This window comes from Shewanella glacialipiscicola, assembly GCF_023283485.1.
Taxonomy (GTDB): domain Bacteria; phylum Pseudomonadota; class Gammaproteobacteria; order Enterobacterales; family Shewanellaceae; genus Shewanella; species Shewanella glacialipiscicola.
This window is the reverse complement of record NZ_JAKILU010000011.1, coordinates 1-20,437: the sequence shown is the minus strand read 5'-3', so window position 1 is coordinate 20,437 and position 20,437 is coordinate 1. Positions and strand designations below refer to the sequence as shown.

Here is a 20,437-nt window from a genome sequence, read left to right as displayed (position 1 = left end):
AATGATTTTGAGCTATACCCCGAAACTGACGGGGTCGTTTTACGTTTAGTCTTGAAAAGCCTATAATGCGTGACATTTTTTATTAATTTAGCGAAATCAGACGAGTCGATACAGTGGCAAAACAGATCCAAGCGATTCGCGGAATGAATGACATTCTGCCAACTCAAAGTCCTCTATGGCAAAAAGTGGAAGCGGTACTACGTTCAAGCGTCAGTGCTTACGGTTACAGCGAGATCCGCACTCCAATAGTCGAAAATACTGATCTTTTTAAACGCTCTATTGGTGAAGTAACTGATATTGTTGAAAAAGAAATGTATACCTTCGCTGACAACAATGGTGACAGCCTAACGTTGCGCCCAGAAGGTACGGCATCAACCGTGCGGGCGGGTAACGAAAATGGCCTACTGTATAACCAAGAGCAACGCCTTTGGTATATGGGCCCTATGTTTCGCCACGAACGCCCGCAAAAAGGTCGTTATCGCCAGTTTAACCAATTCGGTGTTGAAGTCTATGGCATAGGTACGCCTGACATTGATGCTGAAGTCTTAATGTTATCTGCCCGCCTGTGGGATAAGCTCGCAATTAGTGAGCATGTTTCATTAGAGCTAAACACCCTTGGCGATCCAGCCGAACGCGTGGTTTACCGTGATGCTTTGATTGCGTTTTTAGAGCAGCATAAAGATGCGCTCGATGAAGAAAGCAAGCGCCGTATGTACACTAATCCGCTGCGGGTTTTAGATTCAAAAGATGCCAATGTACAAGCTATTTTAGCCGATGCGCCAGAGTTGATGGATTTCCTCGGTGAAGAATCAAAGACACATTTTTCGCAATTGCGTGAACTACTTGATGCTGTTGGTATCAAATACACCATTAATCCGCGCCTAGTTCGTGGTTTAGATTATTATAATCGCACGGTATTTGAATGGGTTACATCTAGTTTAGGCTCGCAAGGGACTGTACTTGCTGGTGGTCGCTACGATGGTTTAGTCGCTCAATTAGGCGGTAAAGATACCCCTGCAGTCGGTTTTGCGATGGGGCTAGAGCGCATTGTATTGCTGCTTGAAACCTTAGAGCTGACAAAAGATATCCCAGCAGCTGTCGATGTGTATGTTATCGCTATGGGTGATAGTTGCCTTGTCGAAGCGATTAAAGCGGCGCAGGAATTACGTGATGCACTGCCAAGTCTTAAAGTGATGAGTCACTGTGGCGGTGGCAACGTGAAAAAACAAATGAAACGTGCTGATAAAAGTGGTGCGAGTGTAGCGTTACTGATAGGTGAGGATGAACTCGCTGACGGTATGGTTACAGTGAAACATTTACGCAATAACAACGAACAACAACGGATAGCTCGACATGCCTTAAGTGCATATTTAGCTGAACTGGCCATTAAGTAACAGATTACATAAGAGGACGTGCGCGTGGAAATTTATAGCACAGAAGAACAACAAGTTGATGCTATCAAGCAGTTCTGGAAAGATTACGGCAGTTCAATTTTAATTGGTGCAGTAGTGGGATTAGGTGGTTTATATGCGTGGAATTACTATTCCGACGCAAAAGTGGCGCAGGCGGAAGAAGCCTCAAAAGCGTTTCACGAATTGACCACAAAATCAAGCGACGAAGCCGCAATACTTGCGGGCGTCGCTGAGTTTTCTAAAAGTCATGATCAAAAGGGTTATCAAGCCTTATTAGAACTGATCGTGGCAAAAACAGCGGTAGAAGCGAAAGATTACCCTAAAGCTATTGATGCTTTAAACAAGGTAATAGCAGCTAAACCGGGTGCAAGTCTTGATGTGATTGCAACCTTGCGTTTAGCACGCGTTCAGGCAGAACAAGATCAAATGGATGCAGCGCTTGCAACATTAGAGCAAGTGACTGACAAAGCGTTTATCGCCCAGCGTGAAGAATTGAAAGGTGACTTTTTAGTTCGTCAAGGTGAACATGAAAAAGCCAAAGTGGCTTATCAAGCTGCCATGGATAATGGTGGTGTGGTGACAAGCCCTGCGCTTAAAATCAAACTTGATAGCCTAAATCAGGCATAAGGGATCCTTTGATGAAGTCTTGGTGCAAAAACCTGCTGGCCGCTGGATTAAGTCTGGCTATGTTATCCGCCTGTTCGTCGAGCGATGTTGAAGAGGAGCCAGTGAGTGAGCTAACGGAAATTCAGGCAACAGTATTTCCTGAAGTGAGTTGGAGCGCCTCTGTTGGTAGTGGCGTGGGTGACTATTATTCTCGCCTAGCTCCGGCTGTGAATTACGGCAAAATCTTTGCTGCCGATCGCTATGGACAAGTTATCGCCTTTGATCAAACGACAGGCGAGCGCGTATGGACTAAAGATTTCAGTGAAGAATTTCGCGACAATGTCTTAGCTAAAAACAAAGGCGCCCGTATTGCCGCTGGCGTGACTGCTGCGCGTGATAAAGTTTTTATAGGTGGTGAAAGTGGGCTGTTAGCCGCGCTCAACGCCGAAGACGGCCAAGTGTTATGGTATGTCGTTGCAGGCGGCGAGTTACTGTCAGCACCTACGGTTGCCGATGATGTGGTGGTGGTTAGCACGAGTTCAGGCTCACTCGAAGCATTTAACGTCGATACAGGCGCTAAGCTATGGGTGTATGAAATGCAATTACCGAACCTAACCCTGCGTGGTACTGGTTCAGCAGCTTACGAAGCCGGTGGTTTCTTCATTGGCACCGCCGATGGCAAAGTGGCCGTAGTGATCAAAAATAATGGTCAAGCAGCATGGGAACAAGCGATTTATAACCCAACCGGTGGTAACGAGTTTACTCGTATGGCCGATGTGGATATGACGCCGTTGATCCTTGGCGACAATTTATATGCAGTAAGTTACAACGGTAACTTAGTGTCGATGGAATTACGCACGGGTCGTGTGGTGTGGACGCGTAAGTATTCTAGCTTTAACGAGTTAGCCTCAGCGGGCTTAAGCTTGTTTTTAGTTGATGATCACAGCCGTATTTACTCGGTTGATAAACGTAACGGTTTAGAGTTATGGAGTAATTCAGAGCTTGCCAACCGCACGTTGACATCGCCCGCTGTGTATCAAGACTATTTAGTAGTAGGTGATTTTGAAGGTTACCTACATTTTATCGATCGCAGTACAGGGACGATTGTTGGTCGTGTCCAAGTGGACAGTTCTGGGTTATACAGCCAACCATTAGTGGTTGATGATAAAATCTATGTTCAAGGTCGCAGCGGAAAGTTAGCTGTTGTAACACTTCCATAGTTAACAGTGTTATCCTTGTAGAGCCCCTGGAAGTGTGTTCCGGGGGCTTTTTATTGAAAAGTTTTATAGAGGCAAAATCATGATCCCTGTAGTGGCCCTTGTTGGTCGGCCGAACGTCGGTAAATCCACCCTATTTAATCGCCTTACGCGCACGCGTGATGCGTTGGTTGCTGACTTTCCTGGCCTAACACGTGACCGTAAATATGGTCGCGCATTTTTATCTGGCTATGAGTTCATTGTGGTGGATACCGGTGGTATCGACGGCACTGAAGAGGGGATCGAGACTAAAATGGCCGAGCAATCCCTTGCCGCCATTGAGGAGGCCGATGTCGTTTTATTTATGACCGATGCGCGCGCGGGTTTGACTGCTGCGGATCTTTCTATTGCTCAGCATTTACGTAGCCGTCAAAAAACCACTTTTGTGGTTGCTAACAAGGTTGACGGTATTGATGCCGACTCAGCCTGCGGTGAATTTTGGTCATTAGGTTTAGGTGAAGTTTACCAAATGGCAGCGTCTCAAGGACGCGGCGTCACCAACATGATTGAATATGCGCTAACGCCTTACGCCGAAGCTATGGGTATTGTGCGCCAAGAAGACGGTGAAGTGACCGAAGAGCGCGAATACACCGAAGAAGAAGCTGAAGCTGAGCAAAAGCGTCTACAAGATTTGCCTATTAAGCTGGCGATTATCGGTAAGCCTAACGTCGGTAAATCAACGCTTACTAACCGGATTTTAGGTGAAGAACGCGTCGTGGTATTTGACGAGCCTGGTACAACTCGTGACAGCATTTATATTCCAATGGAACGTGAAGGCCGCGAATACGTGCTTATCGATACTGCGGGTGTACGTCGTCGCAGTAAAGTACATCAAGTCATTGAGAAATTCTCGGTGATCAAAACCTTGAAAGCAGTTGAAGATGCCAACGTGGTGTTGCTTATTATCGATGCCCGTGAAGGTGTTGCCGAGCAAGATTTAGGCCTATTAGGTTTCGCACTTAATGCGGGCCGTGCGTTGGTGATTGCTGTTAATAAGTGGGATGGTATAGATCAAGGTATTAAAGACAGAGTGAAGAGCGAGCTTGACCGTCGCCTTGGCTTTATTGACTTTGCCCGTATTCACTTTATTTCGGCGTTGCACGGTACTGGTGTTGGCCATTTATTTGAATCGATTGAAGAAGCTTATGACAGTGCCACGCGCCGTGTCAGTACTTCTATGCTGACTCGTATCATGCAAATGTCGCAGGATGATCACCAACCACCATTGGTCAATGGCCGTCGTGTTAAGCTTAAATATGCTCACGCGGGGGGTTATAATCCGCCAATCGTGGTCATTCACGGTAACCAAGTGAGTCGTTTACCGGATTCTTATAAGCGTTACATGATGAACTACTTCCGTCGTTCACTTAAAGTGGTTGGTACGCCGATTCAACTGCGTTTCCACGAGGGTGATAACCCATTTGAAAACAAGACTGAAAAGTTGACCATGAGCCAAGAGCGTCGTCGCAAGCGCGCGCAAAGCCATATCAAAGACAGAAAAACCAAATAGTGTTATTTATCATACACATTTGAAACAAAAGGAACCCTAGGGTTCCTTTTGTGTTTTACGACCATTTAACCTTTTCGTACCAAGGGGTTACGTTGACTATTCGAGCAAGGTTATTTGCGTAACCGTTGAGATCAGTTGCCCGTGGCGCAAGCGGGTTTGCACACTATCACCGATTGCTACGTTATCGGTGCAATCGATAACTTGGTTATGCACATCGGTGGTAATGCTGTAGCCGCGGCTTAAAGTGGCAAGCGGACTGACAGTTTCAAGCTGATGGGCCGCGTATTTTATCCGCTGTTCACTTTGGCTCTGTTTGTCCTGCAATGCATCCTGTAAGCGACTGGCAAGATAACTTAGTCTGTTAGCCTCAATAACAAGTTTATGTTTGGGAGACTGCTGTTCAAGGCGGCTGGTGAGCAATTGCTGGCGGCGGCTAAGCAGGTGTAAACGATTCGATAGCGCCGACTCTAGTCTTAATTGCATCTCATCGAATCGTTGTTCGAACTGCTGCAAGCTACGTTTAGGATCTTGGCGCTGCAGTAGGTGTTCAAGCAAACTTAAGCGCCGTTCCTGCTTGAGCTGATAATGCTTTGCGCTTTGCGCTAGACGCGATAATGCCATTGCCAGTTTTTGTGTTTTATTGTCGCTATCTTGGGATAACAACTCAGCACCAGCAGAAGGAGTTGGCGCGCGAATATCGGCCACATAATCACTGATGGTGGTATCGACTTCGTGACCTACTGCGCTAACAATGGGCAGGGCGCTGTTATAAATGGTCTGCGCGAGGGCTTCGCTGTTAAAACACCACAAATCTTCAAGCGAGCCACCCCCGCGGGTAAGCAGTAACACGTCAACTTCTAACCTTTGATTGGCGATATTAATCGCTTGGCAAATATTGATGTCAGCATTAGCGCCTTGCACTTGAGTCGGGTAAATAACGACTTCAATTGAAGGGTCGCGCCTTGCTAATACGTGCAGTACATCGCGAATGGCCGCGCCCGTTGGCGAAGTAATAACGCCAATACGTTGGATATTTTTCGGCAAAGGCCTTTTAGTGTCAGCAGCAAATAACCCTTCGGCGGCGAGTTTCATCTTGAGTGCATCGAACTGCTGCGCCAGTAGCCCATCCCCAGCGGGTAGCATAGACTCAATTAATAATTGATAGTCGCCTCTGGGTTCATAAACGCTGATCGCGCCTTTAACTAACACTTGCTGACCATTGATGGGCTTAAAACTGACGCTCTGATTACGCCCTTTAAACATAGCGCAACGAATTTGTGACGAGTGGTCTTTTAAGGTTAAATACCAATGACCTGAGCTGGGTGATGAAAAGTTGGAGATTTCACCATTGAGCCAAATTTTACCCAGTTGCCCTTCGAGAATTTGTCTGACTTCACCGTTGAGCCGCGAGACAGTGTAAATATTATTTTTGGTGCCTTGCATCGTTTTACTCAAAAAATGGGTGATATTTACTATTTTCCATTTACCAGTGGCGATATGCAAGGTATAATCCCGCCGCAATATTTCACCTCTAAAATCCTACTCAAATGGGGAGATGTTGCAAATGCTACGTTTAATTAAAGAAGCGCTTACTTTTGACGATGTGTTGCTTGTTCCTGCGCATTCGACTGTACTCCCAAATACCGCCATCCTAAAAACTCGCCTGACCAAAACCATTGAATTGAATATCCCACTTGTGTCTGCTGCTATGGACACAGTAACCGAAGCTCGTCTGGCGATCGCTATCGCGCAAGAAGGCGGTTTAGGTTTTATTCATAAAAATATGAGTATTGAACAGCAAGCCGAGGAAGTTCGTAAAGTGAAAATTTACGAAGCAGGCGTGGTTCAACAACCTGTTACTGTTACCCCATCAACAACCTTAGCTGACCTCAAAATATTAACATTGAAGAATGGTTTTGCGGGTTACCCCGTTGTTAACGATGCCAATGAACTCGTCGGAATCATTACCGGACGTGACGTGCGTTTTGTCACGGACTGGAGTCGAACGGTAGAAGAGGTGATGACGCCAAAATCGCGTTTAGTCACAGTTGCCGAAGGCACTAAATTAGATGAAGTACAAAAGCTGATGCACTCGCATCGCATCGAAAAAGTCCTTGTTGTTGATGATAATTTCAAACTAAAAGGTTTGATCACCGTTAAAGACTTCGAGAAAGCCGAACGTAAACCTAACGCTTGTAAAGACGAGTTAGGCCGCTTACGCGTTGGTGCAGCCGTGGGTGCTGGCGCGGGTAATGAAGAGCGTGTTGACGCACTCGTTAAAGCCGGTGTTGACGTACTACTTATCGACTCTTCCCACGGACATTCAGAAGGCGTTTTACAACGTATTCGTGAAACCCGTGCTAAGCACCCCAATTTACAAATTATAGGCGGTAACGTTGCCACGGCGGAAGGTGCATTAGCGCTAGTTGAAGCTGGCGTTAACGCAGTTAAAGTAGGTATCGGCCCTGGCTCTATTTGCACTACGCGTATCGTAACAGGTGTGGGCGTACCGCAAATTACTGCCGTTTCTGATGCGGCTGAAGCATTGAAAGGCTTAGGTATTCCGGTTATTGCTGATGGCGGTGTGCGTTTTTCTGGCGATTTAGCTAAGGCTTTAGCAGCGGGCGCATCGTGCATTATGGCGGGTTCTATGTTTGCAGGAACAGAAGAAGCCCCTGGCGAAACAGAACTATTCCAAGGTCGTACTTATAAGTCATACCGCGGTATGGGCTCATTAGGTGCTATGTCTCAAGGTTCTTCAGATCGCTATTTCCAATCTGACAATGCGGCCGACAAACTGGTGCCTGAGGGCATTGAGGGTCGCGTACCTTACAAAGGTAAGTTGAAAGAAATCATTCATCAACACATGGGTGGACTGCGTTCATGCATGGGCTTAACCGGTTGTGCCACAATTACCGAACTGAATGAAAAAGCGCAATTTGTTAAAGTGACCTCTGCGGGCATGGGTGAATCCCATGTACACGATGTCATGATTACTAAAGAAGCACCAAACTACCGTTCAGGTTCTTAAGCGTTTGATGAGAGGGCGCTAAGGCGCCTCTTTGACAACCTATGATTCAATACTCAACGTTGGCTATTGCCGCGTTGAGCAATGTTAAAACAATAGATGAGATAAAGGTTACCCATGAGCGATATTCATGAGCACAAGATACTGATCCTCGATTTTGGTTCTCAGTACACTCAATTGATTGCCCGTCGTATCCGTGAAATCGGTGTGTACTGTGAATTGTGGGCGTGGGATGTAACAGAAGCCCAAATCCGCGAATTTGCCCCGAACGGTATTATTCTTGCTGGTGGCCCTGAAAGTGTGACGGCTGAAAATTCGCCACGTGCACCTGAATACGTATTTACTGCGGGCGTTCCTGTGCTTGGTATTTGCTACGGCATGCAAACCATGTCTGAGCAGCTGGGCGGTAAAGTCATTCAAGGTGTGGGTGAGGGCGAGTTTGGCTACGCGCAAATAGAAATGCTGACAGATTCTTTGTTATTTAAAGGCATTGAAGATGCAGTCAGCGGCGAAGGCAAGCCACTACTAGATGTATGGATGAGCCACGGTGACAAAGTCTCGGCGATTCCTCAAGGATTTGTTGCGGTTGCTAAAACCGACACTTGCCCGTTTGCAGCTATGGCCAATGAAGAAAAGCGTTTCTATGGCGTACAATTCCACCCAGAAGTGACCCACACTCGCCAAGGGCAGCGCATGTTATCGCACTTTGCCTTAGACATTTGTGGCTGCGCGGCAAATTGGAAACCTTCATCAATTATCGAAGATGCGATTGAGCGCTTGAAAAAGCAAATCGGTGATGATGAAGTGATCCTCGGTTTATCAGGTGGTGTTGATTCATCGGTGGTGGCTATGCTGCTGCACCGTGCTATCGGTAAAAATCTGACCTGCGTATTTGTTGATAACGGTCTACTGCGTTTGAACGAAGCTGAGCAAGTGATGGATATGTTTGGCGATCATTTTGGCCTGAATATTATTCATGTTGCAGCAGAAAACCGCTTCCTTGACGCGCTGAAAGGCGAGGCCGATCCAGAAGCTAAGCGTAAGATCATCGGTCGTGTATTTGTAGAAATTTTTGATGAAGAATCAAAAAAATGTGCCAATGCAAAATGGTTAGCCCAAGGCACCATTTATCCCGATGTGATTGAATCTGCGGGCAGCGCCACAGGCAAAGCCCATGTGATTAAATCTCACCATAACGTGGGTGGTCTGCCTGCTGATATGGCACTGGGTCTAGTTGAGCCACTGCGCGAACTGTTTAAAGATGAAGTACGCAAAATTGGTCTTGAGTTAGGTCTGCCTTACAATATGCTTTATCGCCATCCGTTCCCAGGGCCAGGTCTTGGTGTGCGCGTATTAGGTGAAGTCAAAAAAGAATATTGTGACTTGCTGCGCCGCGCCGATGCTATCTTTATCGAAGAACTGCATAAAGCCGACTTATACAACAAAGTCAGCCAAGCTTTTACGGTGTTCTTACCTGTGCGCTCTGTCGGCGTAATGGGTGATGGCCGTAAATATGATTGGGTTGTATCACTGCGCGCCGTAGAAACAATCGATTTTATGACCGCCCATTGGGCGCATCTACCGTATGATTTCTTAGGCCGTGTGTCTAACCGTATCATCAACGAAGTCGATGGCATTTCCCGTGTGGTTTACGATATCTCTGGCAAACCGCCAGCGACGATCGAATGGGAATAAGTTAATTATTTGAATTAACGTGAAAGGCGCCAAGTGCGCCTTTTTTGTTGTTTATGGAGTAACTTGGGTTGAATGACTCTGTTATGAAATATGGTTAATTGACTGATATAATCCGCCTTATTTTTGGCGATGAGATAGGGGCATGAGTGGATCAAATTGAGCTAGATGAGCCATCACAGCAAGACGAATATTGGATGCAAGTAGCAATGCAGATGGCCGAAAAAGCCGAGGCCGCAGGCGAAGTGCCAGTGGGCGCCGTATTGGTAAAGGACGGCCAACAAATTGCCACCGGTTACAATTTATCGATTAGCCAACACGATCCTAGTGCCCATGCGGAAATTTTATGTTTACGGGAAGCGGGGCGCTTAGTCGAAAACTATCGTTTGTTAGATGCAACGCTATATATCACGCTTGAGCCTTGCGCCATGTGTGCAGGTGCTATGGTGCATAGCCGTATTGCAAGGGTGGTTTTTGGCGCACGGGATGAAAAAACTGGCGCAGCTGGTACCGTGATCAATTTACTGCAGCATCCTGCATTTAATCACCAAGTTGAAGTCACTTCTGGAGTATTAGCCGAGGCTTGTAGCGCGCAATTGAGTCGTTTTTTTAAACGTCGCAGAGATGAAAAAAAAGCCCTGAAACAGGCTCAAAAGGCGCAGCAATCGATTGAGTAAACATTGATTTAAGTGGCAGGATTAATCTTGAGATTGGATAAAAGTAAAGAACAGTTTTTGACGATTTAAAATACGTCTATGACGGACTTTTAGTAAAGTGCGACGACGCGCAGCTGTGTTGCTGATGGCTTTTCTTTTCATATAGACCCCATTTATTGTTATTTTGCTGTCGGTTAACGCATTATCGTAGCCGTTAAACCAAGACAGTAACAGTTGCACTTAAATGCGGCAATAGCACGGGTTAGATAAGCTTAATTCAGCATGCGTTTAGCCTACAGATGTGTTTTAGCCTGAGTCTTGGATAAGCTTACGTCTCTAAAGGTGAGTGAGGTTATTTAGGCTGATCTGGGCTTAATGTTCCAGCAGGGAGTGTGGGCTGTTCTTCCTCTAAATCGCTGCTATCGTCATCAGGGTGTTGTTTTGATTGATTATCCATCCACACCAGCGTGTCATAATAGCGGCGAATACTATCGACATAATGCACCGCTTCACTGCCACGAGCGTAGCCATAGCGAGTTTTTTGATAGTATTTACGCTTTTGCAGTAACGGCAACACCTTCTTTAAATCTCGCCATGCATTAGGGTTTAACTCCATTGATTCCGCGAGCTTTCGCGCATCTTCAACATGGGCATAACCTATATTGTATGACGCCAGTGCAAACCACATACGCTGACTTTCGGGGATCGATTCTGGCAAACGGTTGATCATGTCATTTAGGTAAGCCGCGCCGCCGCGAATGCTTTCTTCGGCATCTAAACGATTAGTAATGCCAATTTCCTTAGCCGTGGGTTGGGTCAGCATCATCATGCCACGTACCCCCGTTGCTGAACGAGCATTCGGGTTCCAGTGCGATTCTTGATAGCTCGTCGCCGCCAGTTTACGCCAATCTAAATTGCCGGCGTATTTTTCAAATAAGTGACGATAACGGGGTAATACGGTTTCGATGGCGCGGATAAATGCGCGAGTATCGACATAATCGAAACGTTTCACATGACCAAAGTATTTTTCATTTAAGTGGTCGAGTGTACCGGCGCGTTTTTCTTGATGCCAAAAAGCCAATAATTGGCTCATGAGCTGGTCGCTACGATTGGGCGGTAATAACCAGACAATATTGAGTTTTTCTTCTAACACGGGGCCTAAACGTAAGTCAGGTAAATAGCGGCGGTTGATTTGTACACTGCTGGAATCGGCTATGGTGTAATCAATTTCTTTATTGGCAATCATCGCCAATAATTCTTCGCTGTCCTTGTCGGTAATTTGATCCCATACCAGTGTTGGATAATGTTTTTGCAACTGGGTTAAGGTTTCGACGAAGGCCGAATCGGCAATCACAGTAATCTTACCTTTTAAGTCACTGATGTCTTTAGGGACCGGCATGCCTTCGCGGTAAACTAAGACTTGATTAACACGGTATAGCGGTGGGCCAAGGCGAAATTGTTCTCGTCTAGCGGGTGTTTCAGTCATACCCGCGGCAATAATATCAATGTGATTCTTTTTGAGAGCTTCGTACAGTTCGGCATTGTTAGTGTAAGGCACCATTTTTAGTGGCACGTTTAAGTATTCAGCAAACAACACCGCCATATCGTAATCAAAACCGCTATCGCCTTGACCAGAGGTCATATAAATCTGTGGCCCGTACAAGGTGCCAACTCTTAACTCCGTTAATTTTTTAGGCACAAATTCTGTTTCGTCCACGGCAACAGGCTGACAGGCAGTCAGTAAGAAACCTAGGATAAAAACCAATAAGAATCGAGTCATTAAATGTGCTTATATCAAATTAAATCAACGTTATAAATAAAGGATTAACAGTAGGGCATGAGTGATGAACTGACCAACATTGGTGGGATTATATCCGTTTGTCTGTGATAACGTAAAAAAATCGTTCGTAGAGGTAAATGATGACTTAAAAATACGTCGCTTTTTATATTACAGGAAACACTGTTTTGCGTAATGACACAGGTGATTTGTGCTAGACATTTCCCTATAATAGCGCCAATTCTGACCCCTGCAATAATAAATAATAAGGTGAATAGACGTGATGGAGATCATCCGCGGAGCCCCTGCACTCTCGACGTTTAGAATGCAAAAGCTGATGGAGGCCTGCGAGAATGCGGCGCTTCCGGTACGCCAAATCTATGCTGAATATGTCCATTTAGCGGATTTGAGCGAGTTGCTCAACACTAACGAACGCCAGCAACTTGAAACAATTCTCACCTATGGACCCGCGATAGAAACTCATATCCCCCAAGGTTCACTTCTGTTTGTCACGCCTCGTCCCGGTACTATTTCTCCTTGGTCTTCAAAAGCAACTGACATTGCCCATAATTGTGGCCTTGGTAAAGTGAAGCGTTTGGAGCGAGGCGTTGCCTATTATGTTGAATCAGATGCACTGACAGCGGTTCAGCAACAAGCTTTAAATGCACTGCTGCATGACCGCATGGTTGACATCATTCTCGATGATTTTGCTAAAGCTGATGTGTTATTCAAACGCACCGAGCCAGCACCATTTAAGAGTGTAAATATTCTTGCCGAAGGCCGCCGTGCATTAGAGGTAGCCAATACTGAACTGGGCCTCGCCTTAGCCGAAGATGAAATTGACTATTTAGTCGAAAGCTTCGTCCGTTTAGGCCGTAATCCCCACGATATTGAATTGATGATGTTTGCTCAGGCAAACTCAGAGCATTGTCGTCACAAAATTTTTAACGCAGATTGGACGATTGATGGCGAAGTACAGCCAAAATCATTGTTCAAGATGATCAAGAATACCTTTGAAACCACGCCAGATCATGTGTTGTCGGCCTACAAAGATAACGCCGCGGTGATGGAAGGTTCAGTTGCGGGTCGTTTTTTCCCAGATCCTGATGGGGTGTACAACTATCACACTGAACCTATGCACATTTTGATGAAAGTGGAAACCCATAACCATCCAACCGCTATCAGCCCATATCCAGGCGCTGCAACGGGTTCAGGCGGCGAAATCCGTGATGAAGGCGCAACGGGCCGCGGCTCTAAACCTAAAGCGGGTTTAACCGGTTTTAGCGTATCAAATTTGAATATTCCCGGTTTTGAACAGCCGTGGGAAACCCATTACGGTAAACCCGATCGTATTGTGAGTGCGCTAGATATTATGACCGAAGGCCCATTGGGCGGCGCGGCATTTAACAACGAGTTTGGTCGTCCTGCGCTGGTGGGCTATTTCCGTACCTATGAGCAAGAAGTCAGTAGCCATAACGGTGTTGAAGTGCGCGGTTACCACAAGCCCATTATGTTAGCTGGTGGTTTAGGTAATATTCGCGAAGAACATGTGCAAAAGGGTGAAATTACCGTTGGCGCTAAGCTGATTGTGCTCGGTGGCCCAGCAATGAACATTGGTCTGGGCGGCGGCGCGGCTTCATCTATGGCATCGGGTCAATCGAGCGAAAATCTTGATTTTGCTTCTGTACAACGTGAAAACCCAGAAATGGAGCGTCGTTGTCAGGAAGTGATTGACCGCTGCTGGCAGCTTGGTGATAAAAACCCGATCCAATTTATCCACGATGTGGGCGCGGGCGGCTTATCAAATGCTTTCCCTGAGTTAGTCAATGACGCAGAGCGTGGTGGTCTGTTTAATCTGCGTAATGTGCCATCGGACGAACCGGGAATGAGCCCGCTAGAAATCTGGTGTAACGAGTCACAAGAGCGTTATGTGATGTCAGTTGCCCCTGAAAATCTCGCATTATTCACGGCAATCTGTGAGCGTGAACGTGCGCCATTTGCCGTAGTGGGTGAAGCGACAGCAGAAAAGCATTTAACGCTTACCGATAGCCATTTTGACAATAACCCTATTGATTTACCGCTTGAAGTTTTATTAGGCAAAGCACCTAAGATGAGCCGCGATGTGGTATCAGCTAAAGCAGTCTCTCCCGCACTAAACCAAGATAGTATTGATGTAAAAGAAGCAGTTAAACGTGTATTAAGCCTACCTACCGTGGCGGATAAAAGCTTCCTCATCACCATTGGTGACCGCACAGTTACAGGTTTAGTTAACCGTGACCAAATGGTGGGGCCATGGCAAGTGCCAGTTGCCGATTGCGCTGTGACTGCGGCGAGCTTTGATACCTACGCCGGTGAAGCTATGTCGCTGGGCGAGCGTACGCCGTTGGCACTGCTCGATTTTGGCGCCTCTGCCCGTATGGCAGTTGCTGAGTCAATCATGAACATCGCTGGCGTTGATATCGGTTCGTTTAAACGGATTAAATTATCTGCCAACTGGATGTCTGCGGCAGGTCACCCAGGTGAAGATGCCGGTCTTTATGAAGCGGTGAAAGCCGTAGGTGAAGAATTGTGCCCAGAGCTGAGCCTAACCATTCCGGTCGGTAAAGACTCGATGTCAATGAAGACAGCATGGCAGCAAGATGGCGCGGATAAAACCGTGACGTCACCAATGTCATTGGTCATTACCGCCTTTGGTGTGGTGCAAGACATTCGTAATACCGTGACACCAGAACTACGCACAGATAAAGGCGAGACGTCTTTATTGTTAGTGGATTTAGGTGCGGGTAAAAATCGTTTAGGTGGTTCTTGTTTAGCGCAGGTGTTTGGTGAGCTGGGTGATATCGCGCCAGATCTTGATGACGCTGCACTACTGCGCGGTTTCTTTGAAACCATGCAAAATTTAGTCGCTAAAAAGTCTGTTATCGCTTATCACGATCGCAGTGACGGCGGTTTATTTACCACGTTAGTAGAAATGGCCTTTACAGGTAATACTGGTTTAGACATCGATATAGACGATTTGCATGGCACTGATTTAGAAAGGCTCTTTAATGAAGAACTCGGCGCTGTGCTGCAAGTGAGCCGCGACAACGCCGCAAAAATTGCTGCTCAGTTTGCTATCGCTGGCGTACCTTGCCATGTGATCGGGACTTTAGCCGATGATCAACGCATCACTATTAACGATGGCGCGCGTGAAGTTTTCAGCGATACCCGTGTAGCGCTGCGTACTGTGTGGTCAGAAACCACTTATCGTATGCAAGCACTGCGTGATAACCCAGAGTGCGCGCTTGAAGAGTTTAAGCTCAAACAAGACGAAACCGATTTAGGCTTAACGGTTAACTTAAGTTTTGACCCAAGTGTTGATGTCGCTGCGCCTTATATCCTTAAAGGTATCGCCCCTAAGATGGCTATTTTGCGTGAGCAGGGCGTTAACTCTCAGGTAGAAATGGCTGCCGCCTTTGACCGTGCCGGATTTGAAAGCCACGATGTGCACATGTCGGATATTTTATCGGGCCGTATCAGCTTAGATGAGTTCGAAGGCCTAGTGGCTTGCGGTGGCTTCTCTTATGGTGACGTATTAGGCGCGGGTGAAGGTTGGGCTAAGTCGATTCTGTTTAATGAGCGAGCTCGCGATGAGTTTTCTCGTTTCTTTGAGCGTGATGCAAGTTTCGCCCTTGGCGTGTGTAATGGTTGTCAAATGCTGTCGAACCTGAAAGAAATTATCCCAGGCAGCGAGCATTGGCCACGTTTTGTGCGTAACCGCTCAGAGCGTTTCGAAGCGCGTTTTAGCTTAGTTGAAGTGCAACAGAGCCCGTCGTTATTCTTCCAAGGTATGGCGGGTTCGCGTATGCCTATTGCCGTATCCCACGGTGAAGGTTTGGCTGAGTTCGCCAGTGCACAATCGCTGGCAAAGGCCGAAGCGTCAGGCACCATTGCGCTGCGTTTTGTCAATGGCAAGGGGGATATCGCGACTCAGTATCCACAAAACCCGAACGGCTCGCCAAATGGCTTGACTGGTATTTGTACCACCGATGGCCGCGTAACGTTGATGATGCCGCACCCAGAACGTGTGTTCAGAACCGTAGCTAACTCTTGGCATCCTGATGCTTGGGGTGAAGATAGCCCGTGGATGCGTATGTTTAGAAATGCACGAGTGACCTTAGGTTAAGTGATTAAAATAACCAGCTTTTACCTATATTGAAGGGTAAAATCCGGTTTATGTCATCGTAAAAAAGGAGCGATAATTTCGCTCCTTTTTTCATATTTAAAATGCACTTTTACAAAAAACGATGTATTTCAGGCTATTAATGCTTATTGTAAATATGCTAATAGATCAAAGTGATAAAATAGTCGTATTCAAGCATTAAATACCTATTACTAAGTAGGTCGTAGCTGAGTTGATCTACGACAGGTTGTTTTACTTCACTTGATCACTCAAGAAAACCATCATGATTATTAACAAAAAAAGCCCCCATCTTAATGAGATAGGGGCTTTTTTTGTTAATAGTACGTCAAATTAATCCAATGACTTTTTCGAGTCATTCGGAGTGTTATTTAAGTTCATTAGCGGTATAAAGTTCAACAAAAACACGCTTGTAACTGTTAACCAGACGTTCAAATAATTTAGTCATATCAATATCTCCACACCAAAAGTTAATACCAATGTGCGCGAAGTAGGTTTGGGCTGGGCGACGACACCGTGTAACCCAATGGTCTCCTTAACACAGGCTATATATTAGACAACTCAAATGCGCTTATCAAACGATAAAAAATACAATTATACATTAGATAAAATAATGGTTAATTTCTTGTTTTATTGGTTTAAATACACTGTATAAATATAAGTCATTGTTACTTATGTATTTTTATATGTTAATGTGTTTTTATTTGTTATTTTTCATTAGTCTGGTTGTTGCTATATTTTTAATTTGTTCTGGTTTTTGCTGTTAGCGTACGTTTTTGGTGGCTAAGGTGTAAAACCATGGCTTTATATAGAATAATGCAAGTTCACTACTCTCGTTGGTGGATGTTGTCAATACCTTCCTGTAGGGAAGTGTGTGCCTTGCCGCAAAACCCATCTAAACCACTGGGTTTGATTGATTTGAATCAAACTCAGGCGTATAAAATAATAGTAGATGAGCGTAAATATATATCTTAACTTGCTGATATTTATATTGATGACTCATTTGACCTATTAAGTAGTAAAGTATTGCTCTCAATGTTATGCAATAGTGTGACTCACATCTCGATATGTTATGAGGCTGAGGACTTTTTACACCTTGCAGCTTGGATGTAATGCGAAAGATTAAATTTAACGGTTTATACTGATGACAGATATAAGCACAAAATGAAACTCACTATCCTACCAAGGCACTTGTTGCGAATAATTGCCTATGTCCATAGCCATTGGACGCACCACGTAAGGAGTCACCGATGATTGTTGCAGAGGTTGTTGAGCTGTCACGGTTGCAGTTTGCGCTGACAGCCATGTATCACTTCCTATTTGTTCCCTTAACTTTGGGGCTAGCATTCTTGCTGGCGATCATGGAATCACTGTATGTGATGACAGATAAACAAATTTATAAAGATATGACGAAGTTCTGGGGTAAGTTATTTGGAATTAACTTTGCCTTAGGTGTGACGACGGGTTTGGCGATGGAGTTCCAATTCGGAACGAACTGGTCTTACTATTCGCACTATGTAGGCGATATTTTCGGCGCGCCATTAGCGATTGAAGGCCTGATGGCGTTCTTCTTAGAATCGACCTTTGTGGGTATGTTCTTCTTTGGTTGGGATCGCTTCTCTAAACGCCAACATTTAATGGTGACTTGGTTAGTGGCCTTTGGTTCTAACATGTCAGCCCTTTGGATTTTGATCGCAAACGGTTGGATGCAAAACCCTGTCGGTTCTGTGTTTAACTACGAAACAATGCGTATGGAGATGGTCAACTTCTCTGAGGTGGTCTTTAACCCCGTCGCGCAGGTGAAATTTGTCCATACCGTGGCATCTGGTTATGTCGCTGGTGCCATGTTTGTATTGGCGATCAGTGCTTATTACATCCTCAAAAAGCGTGATTTGCCTTTTGCTCGTCGCTCATTTGCGATTGCGGCCAGTTTTGGTATGGCGTCGATTTTATCGGTTATCGTGTTAGGCGATGAGTCTGGTTATAAAGTGGGTGAGGCACAGCGTGTTAAATTAGCGGCGATTGAAGCTGAGTGGCACACTGAACCTGCTCCAGCAGCCTTTACCGCTGTGGGTTTCCCTAATCAGGAAACCATGCATACCGATTATGCAATTAAAATCCCCTATGCAATGGGCATTATTGCTACCCGCTCACTTGATGAACAAGTCACGGGTATTCACGATTTAATTGCTGAGCATGAAATACGTATTCGTAACGGTATGAAAGCGTATGCCATGTTAGTCAAATTGCGTGCGGGTGATGTTACTCCTGAACTGCGTGCCGCTTTTGACGCTGCAAAAGTGGATTTAGGCTACGGTTTCTTACTCAAACGTTATACCGATAATATTGTCGATGCGACCGAAGAACAGATTAAAGCCGCTGCTAAAGATTCTATTCCAAACGTAGCGCCTATTTTCTGGAGTTTCCGCTTAATGGTGGCTGCAGGCTTTATTATGTTGTTTGTCTTTGCTGCTGCATTTTGGCAAAGCACTCGTCACCAAATTCAAGAGAAAAAATGGGTACTTAGAGCCGCGCTTTATAGTTTGCCATTGCCTTGGATTGCTATTGAGTGTGGTTGGTTTGTCGCTGAATATGGTCGTCAACCTTGGACTATTTCAGAGATATTACCGACCTTTATGTCAGCCTCAAGTTTAACGACTAGCGACTTATGGTTCAGCATCCTGTCTATCACCTTGTTCTACACAGTGCTGTTGGTGATTGAGGTATTCTTAATGCTTAAGTTTATCCGTATTGGTCCGAGTAGTTTAAAAACGGGTCGTTATCATTTCGAGAAACTAGAAGCTTAAGCAGAGGATTTCATTATGTTTGATTATGAAACGTTGAGAGTTATCTGGTGGGCTTTGATCGGCGTACTGTTCATCGGATTTGCGTTAACGGACGGTTTTGATATGGGTGTGGGTGCGTTGTTACCGATTATTGGTAAAGACGACACAGAACGCCGCATTATGATCAACACCATTGCCCCCCATTGGGATGGCAACCAAGTGTGGTTAATTACAGCGGGCGGCGCGTTATTTGCCGCTTGGCCTATGGTGTATGCAGTGTCTTTTTCTGGCTTTTATGTCGCCATGATGTTGGTACTGTTTGCGCTTTATATGCGCCCAGTTGGCTTTGATTACCGTTCAAAAATTGAAAATCCAAAGTGGCGTAAGTCATGGGATTGGGCCTTGTTTGTCGGTGGTTTTGTGCCTCCGCTGATTATCGGTGTCGCTTTTGGTAACTTATTACAAGGCGTACCGTTTGAATTTGACGAGTTCCTACGGGCTAAATACCACGGTGGTTTATTTGGTCTGTTGAATCCTTTCGGTCTGCTCGCAGGTCTGGTGAGCGTAAGCATGTTCATGATGCAGGGCGCTTCTTGGCTGCAAATGAAGACTGATAGTGAACTGCGCGTTCGTGCAGCAAAAGCCACACAATTCTTTGCGTTATTAGTGGCAGTGTTTTTTGCCGCAGCAGGCGTGTGGCTAGCCAATGGGATTGATGGTTATGTAGTGACTTCTACACTCGATCATTATGCGGTTTCTAACCCAGCATTAAAGACGGTTGCGATTGAAGCCGGTGCATGGTTAGCTAACTATGACAAATATCCCATCACTATGTTGTTCCCAATCTTAGGTGTGGTATTACCTTTGTTAGTGATTTTGGTGAGTCGCTTTAACCGTTCCGGTTTTGCCTTCTTATTTAGTTCACTCACAGTGGCTATGGTCATTTTAACCTGTGGCGCAGCGATGTTCCCATTTGTGATGCCATCGTCATTAGATCCTAATGTGAGTTTGACTATGTGGGATGCAACAGCCAGTGAAACAAGCTTAGGTGTGATGACGGTTGCCGCTGCGATTTTTGTACCTTTAGTATTAAGTTACACAGCGTGGACTTACTTCAAAATGTTTGGTCGTATCGGCCGTAAACATATTGAAGATAATAAAGCCTCACTCTACTAATACTGACAATTTAAGGAGCATCTACTATGTGGTATTTCACGTGGTTGTTAGGGGTTTTGTTAGCCTGTTCTTTCGGTATCATCAACGCCTTATGGCTTGAAAATACAGAGAATATGGACAGATCGGCAGATGATGCTGAATAACGTTTAAACTCGATTTGAAAACCTCGCGCTTGCGGGGTTTTTTATTGGGCCATTATTAGGGCGTGTTGACATTTCAGGGTTATTTTTGCAGCGAGTTGGCTGGCTTTTATGCAAGGCAAAGCCTGTGCAGTGTAGTTATTCTACATAAACGGGCGATAACGCAGCAGAAACGCCAGCCAAACGCTGCCCGAAGGGTTCGTCTGGCAAGCTCTTGC

The 20,437-nt window shown here is 45.6% G+C and carries 13 protein-coding genes; 11 read left to right on the top strand and 2 right to left on the bottom strand.

Going from position 1 to position 20,437, the window contains the following annotated elements:
- Positions 1-113 precede the first annotated feature (113 nt).
- The 4 genes from hisS to der all read left to right on the top strand — a co-directional run bounded on the left by hisS (position 114) and on the right by der (position 4,784).
- Complete coding sequence (gene hisS, locus L2717_RS10120; protein WP_220773150.1) at positions 114-1,394, top strand: histidine--tRNA ligase; 1,281 nt, start codon at positions 114-116, stop codon at positions 1,392-1,394.
- A 24-nt stretch (positions 1,395-1,418) separates the two neighbouring features.
- A complete protein-coding gene (locus tag L2717_RS10115; protein ID WP_220773151.1) occupies positions 1,419-2,039 on the top strand; it encodes a tetratricopeptide repeat protein in 621 nt (206 codons plus the stop codon).
- An 11-nt stretch (positions 2,040-2,050) separates the two neighbouring features.
- Positions 2,051-3,238, top strand: a complete 1,188-nt coding sequence (gene bamB / locus L2717_RS10110) for an outer membrane protein assembly factor BamB (protein WP_220773152.1) — start codon at positions 2,051-2,053, stop codon at positions 3,236-3,238.
- Between the two features lie 79 nt (positions 3,239-3,317).
- Entirely contained in the window at positions 3,318-4,784 is a 1,467-nt protein-coding gene (gene der / locus L2717_RS10105; RefSeq protein WP_220773153.1) for a ribosome biogenesis GTPase Der, read from the top strand.
- A gap of 96 nt (positions 4,785-4,880) precedes the next feature.
- On the opposite strand, the gene xseA is transcribed toward der, so the two are convergent.
- Positions 4,881-6,227 carry an exodeoxyribonuclease VII large subunit gene (gene xseA, locus L2717_RS10100; RefSeq protein WP_220773158.1) on the bottom strand — a complete coding sequence of 449 codons (1,347 nt, stop codon included), beginning with the start codon at positions 6,225-6,227 and terminating at the stop codon, positions 4,881-4,883.
- 121 nt (positions 6,228-6,348) lie between these two features.
- Between xseA and guaB the strand changes: the two genes are divergently transcribed.
- The 3 genes from guaB (at position 6,349) to tadA (ending at position 10,181) form a co-directional block, all read left to right on the top strand.
- Positions 6,349-7,815 carry an IMP dehydrogenase gene (guaB, locus tag L2717_RS10095; RefSeq protein WP_220773154.1) on the top strand — a complete coding sequence of 489 codons (1,467 nt, stop codon included), beginning with the start codon at positions 6,349-6,351 and terminating at the stop codon, positions 7,813-7,815.
- A gap of 114 nt (positions 7,816-7,929) precedes the next feature.
- On the top strand, positions 7,930-9,507 hold the full coding sequence (guaA, locus tag L2717_RS10090) for a glutamine-hydrolyzing GMP synthase (protein WP_220773155.1): 1,578 nt from the start codon (positions 7,930-7,932) through the stop codon (positions 9,505-9,507).
- Between the two features lie 146 nt (positions 9,508-9,653).
- The gene (gene tadA / locus L2717_RS10085; RefSeq protein WP_220773156.1) at positions 9,654-10,181 is read left to right on the top strand and encodes a tRNA adenosine(34) deaminase TadA; all 528 of its coding nucleotides are present in this window, start codon (positions 9,654-9,656) and stop codon (positions 10,179-10,181) included.
- Between the two features lie 331 nt (positions 10,182-10,512).
- Here the strand turns inward: tadA and mltF are convergent, their stop codons facing one another.
- Positions 10,513-11,940 (bottom strand): membrane-bound lytic murein transglycosylase MltF, encoded by a 1,428-nt coding sequence (mltF, locus tag L2717_RS10080; RefSeq protein ID WP_220773157.1) that lies wholly within the window; start codon positions 11,938-11,940, stop codon positions 10,513-10,515.
- Positions 11,941-12,220: 280 nt separating this feature from the next.
- On the opposite strand from mltF, the gene purL reads away from it, so the two are divergent.
- The 4 genes from purL (at position 12,221) to cydX (ending at position 20,222) form a co-directional block, all read left to right on the top strand.
- Complete coding sequence (gene purL, locus L2717_RS10075; protein WP_220773159.1) at positions 12,221-16,102, top strand: phosphoribosylformylglycinamidine synthase; 3,882 nt, start codon at positions 12,221-12,223, stop codon at positions 16,100-16,102.
- A gap of 1,265 nt (positions 16,103-17,367) precedes the next feature.
- Positions 17,368-18,924, top strand: coding sequence for a cytochrome ubiquinol oxidase subunit I (locus tag L2717_RS10070; protein ID WP_220773848.1), 1,557 nt, complete (start codon positions 17,368-17,370; stop codon positions 18,922-18,924).
- 15 nt (positions 18,925-18,939) lie between these two features.
- On the top strand, positions 18,940-20,079 hold the full coding sequence (cydB, locus tag L2717_RS10065; protein ID WP_220773849.1) for a cytochrome d ubiquinol oxidase subunit II: 1,140 nt from the start codon (positions 18,940-18,942) through the stop codon (positions 20,077-20,079).
- A gap of 26 nt (positions 20,080-20,105) precedes the next feature.
- Entirely contained in the window at positions 20,106-20,222 is a 117-nt protein-coding gene (cydX, locus tag L2717_RS10060) for a cytochrome bd-I oxidase subunit CydX (protein ID WP_220773850.1), read from the top strand.
- The last annotated feature ends 215 nt before the right edge of the window (positions 20,223-20,437 follow it).

Excerpts from the sequence above, each read along its gene's own strand:
- der (WP_220773153.1), top strand. The coding sequence starts at position 3,318 with ATGATCCCTGTAGTGGCCCTTGTTGGTCGGCCGAACGTCGGTAAATCC.
- bamB (WP_220773152.1), top strand. The coding sequence starts at position 2,051 with ATGAAGTCTTGGTGCAAAAACCTGCTGGCCGCTGGATTAAGTCTGGCT.
- xseA (WP_220773158.1), bottom strand. The coding sequence starts at position 6,227 with ATGCAAGGCACCAAAAATAATATTTACACTGTCTCGCGGCTCAACGGT.
- mltF (WP_220773157.1), bottom strand. The coding sequence starts at position 11,940 with ATGACTCGATTCTTATTGGTTTTTATCCTAGGTTTCTTACTGACTGCC.
- purL (WP_220773159.1), top strand. The coding sequence starts at position 12,221 with ATGGAGATCATCCGCGGAGCCCCTGCACTCTCGACGTTTAGAATGCAA.
- guaA (WP_220773155.1), top strand. The coding sequence starts at position 7,930 with ATGAGCGATATTCATGAGCACAAGATACTGATCCTCGATTTTGGTTCT.
- guaB (WP_220773154.1), top strand. The coding sequence starts at position 6,349 with ATGCTACGTTTAATTAAAGAAGCGCTTACTTTTGACGATGTGTTGCTT.
- cydX (WP_220773850.1), top strand. The coding sequence starts at position 20,106 with ATGTGGTATTTCACGTGGTTGTTAGGGGTTTTGTTAGCCTGTTCTTTC.
- L2717_RS10070 (WP_220773848.1), top strand. The coding sequence starts at position 17,368 with ATGATTGTTGCAGAGGTTGTTGAGCTGTCACGGTTGCAGTTTGCGCTG.
- cydB (WP_220773849.1), top strand. The coding sequence starts at position 18,940 with ATGTTTGATTATGAAACGTTGAGAGTTATCTGGTGGGCTTTGATCGGC.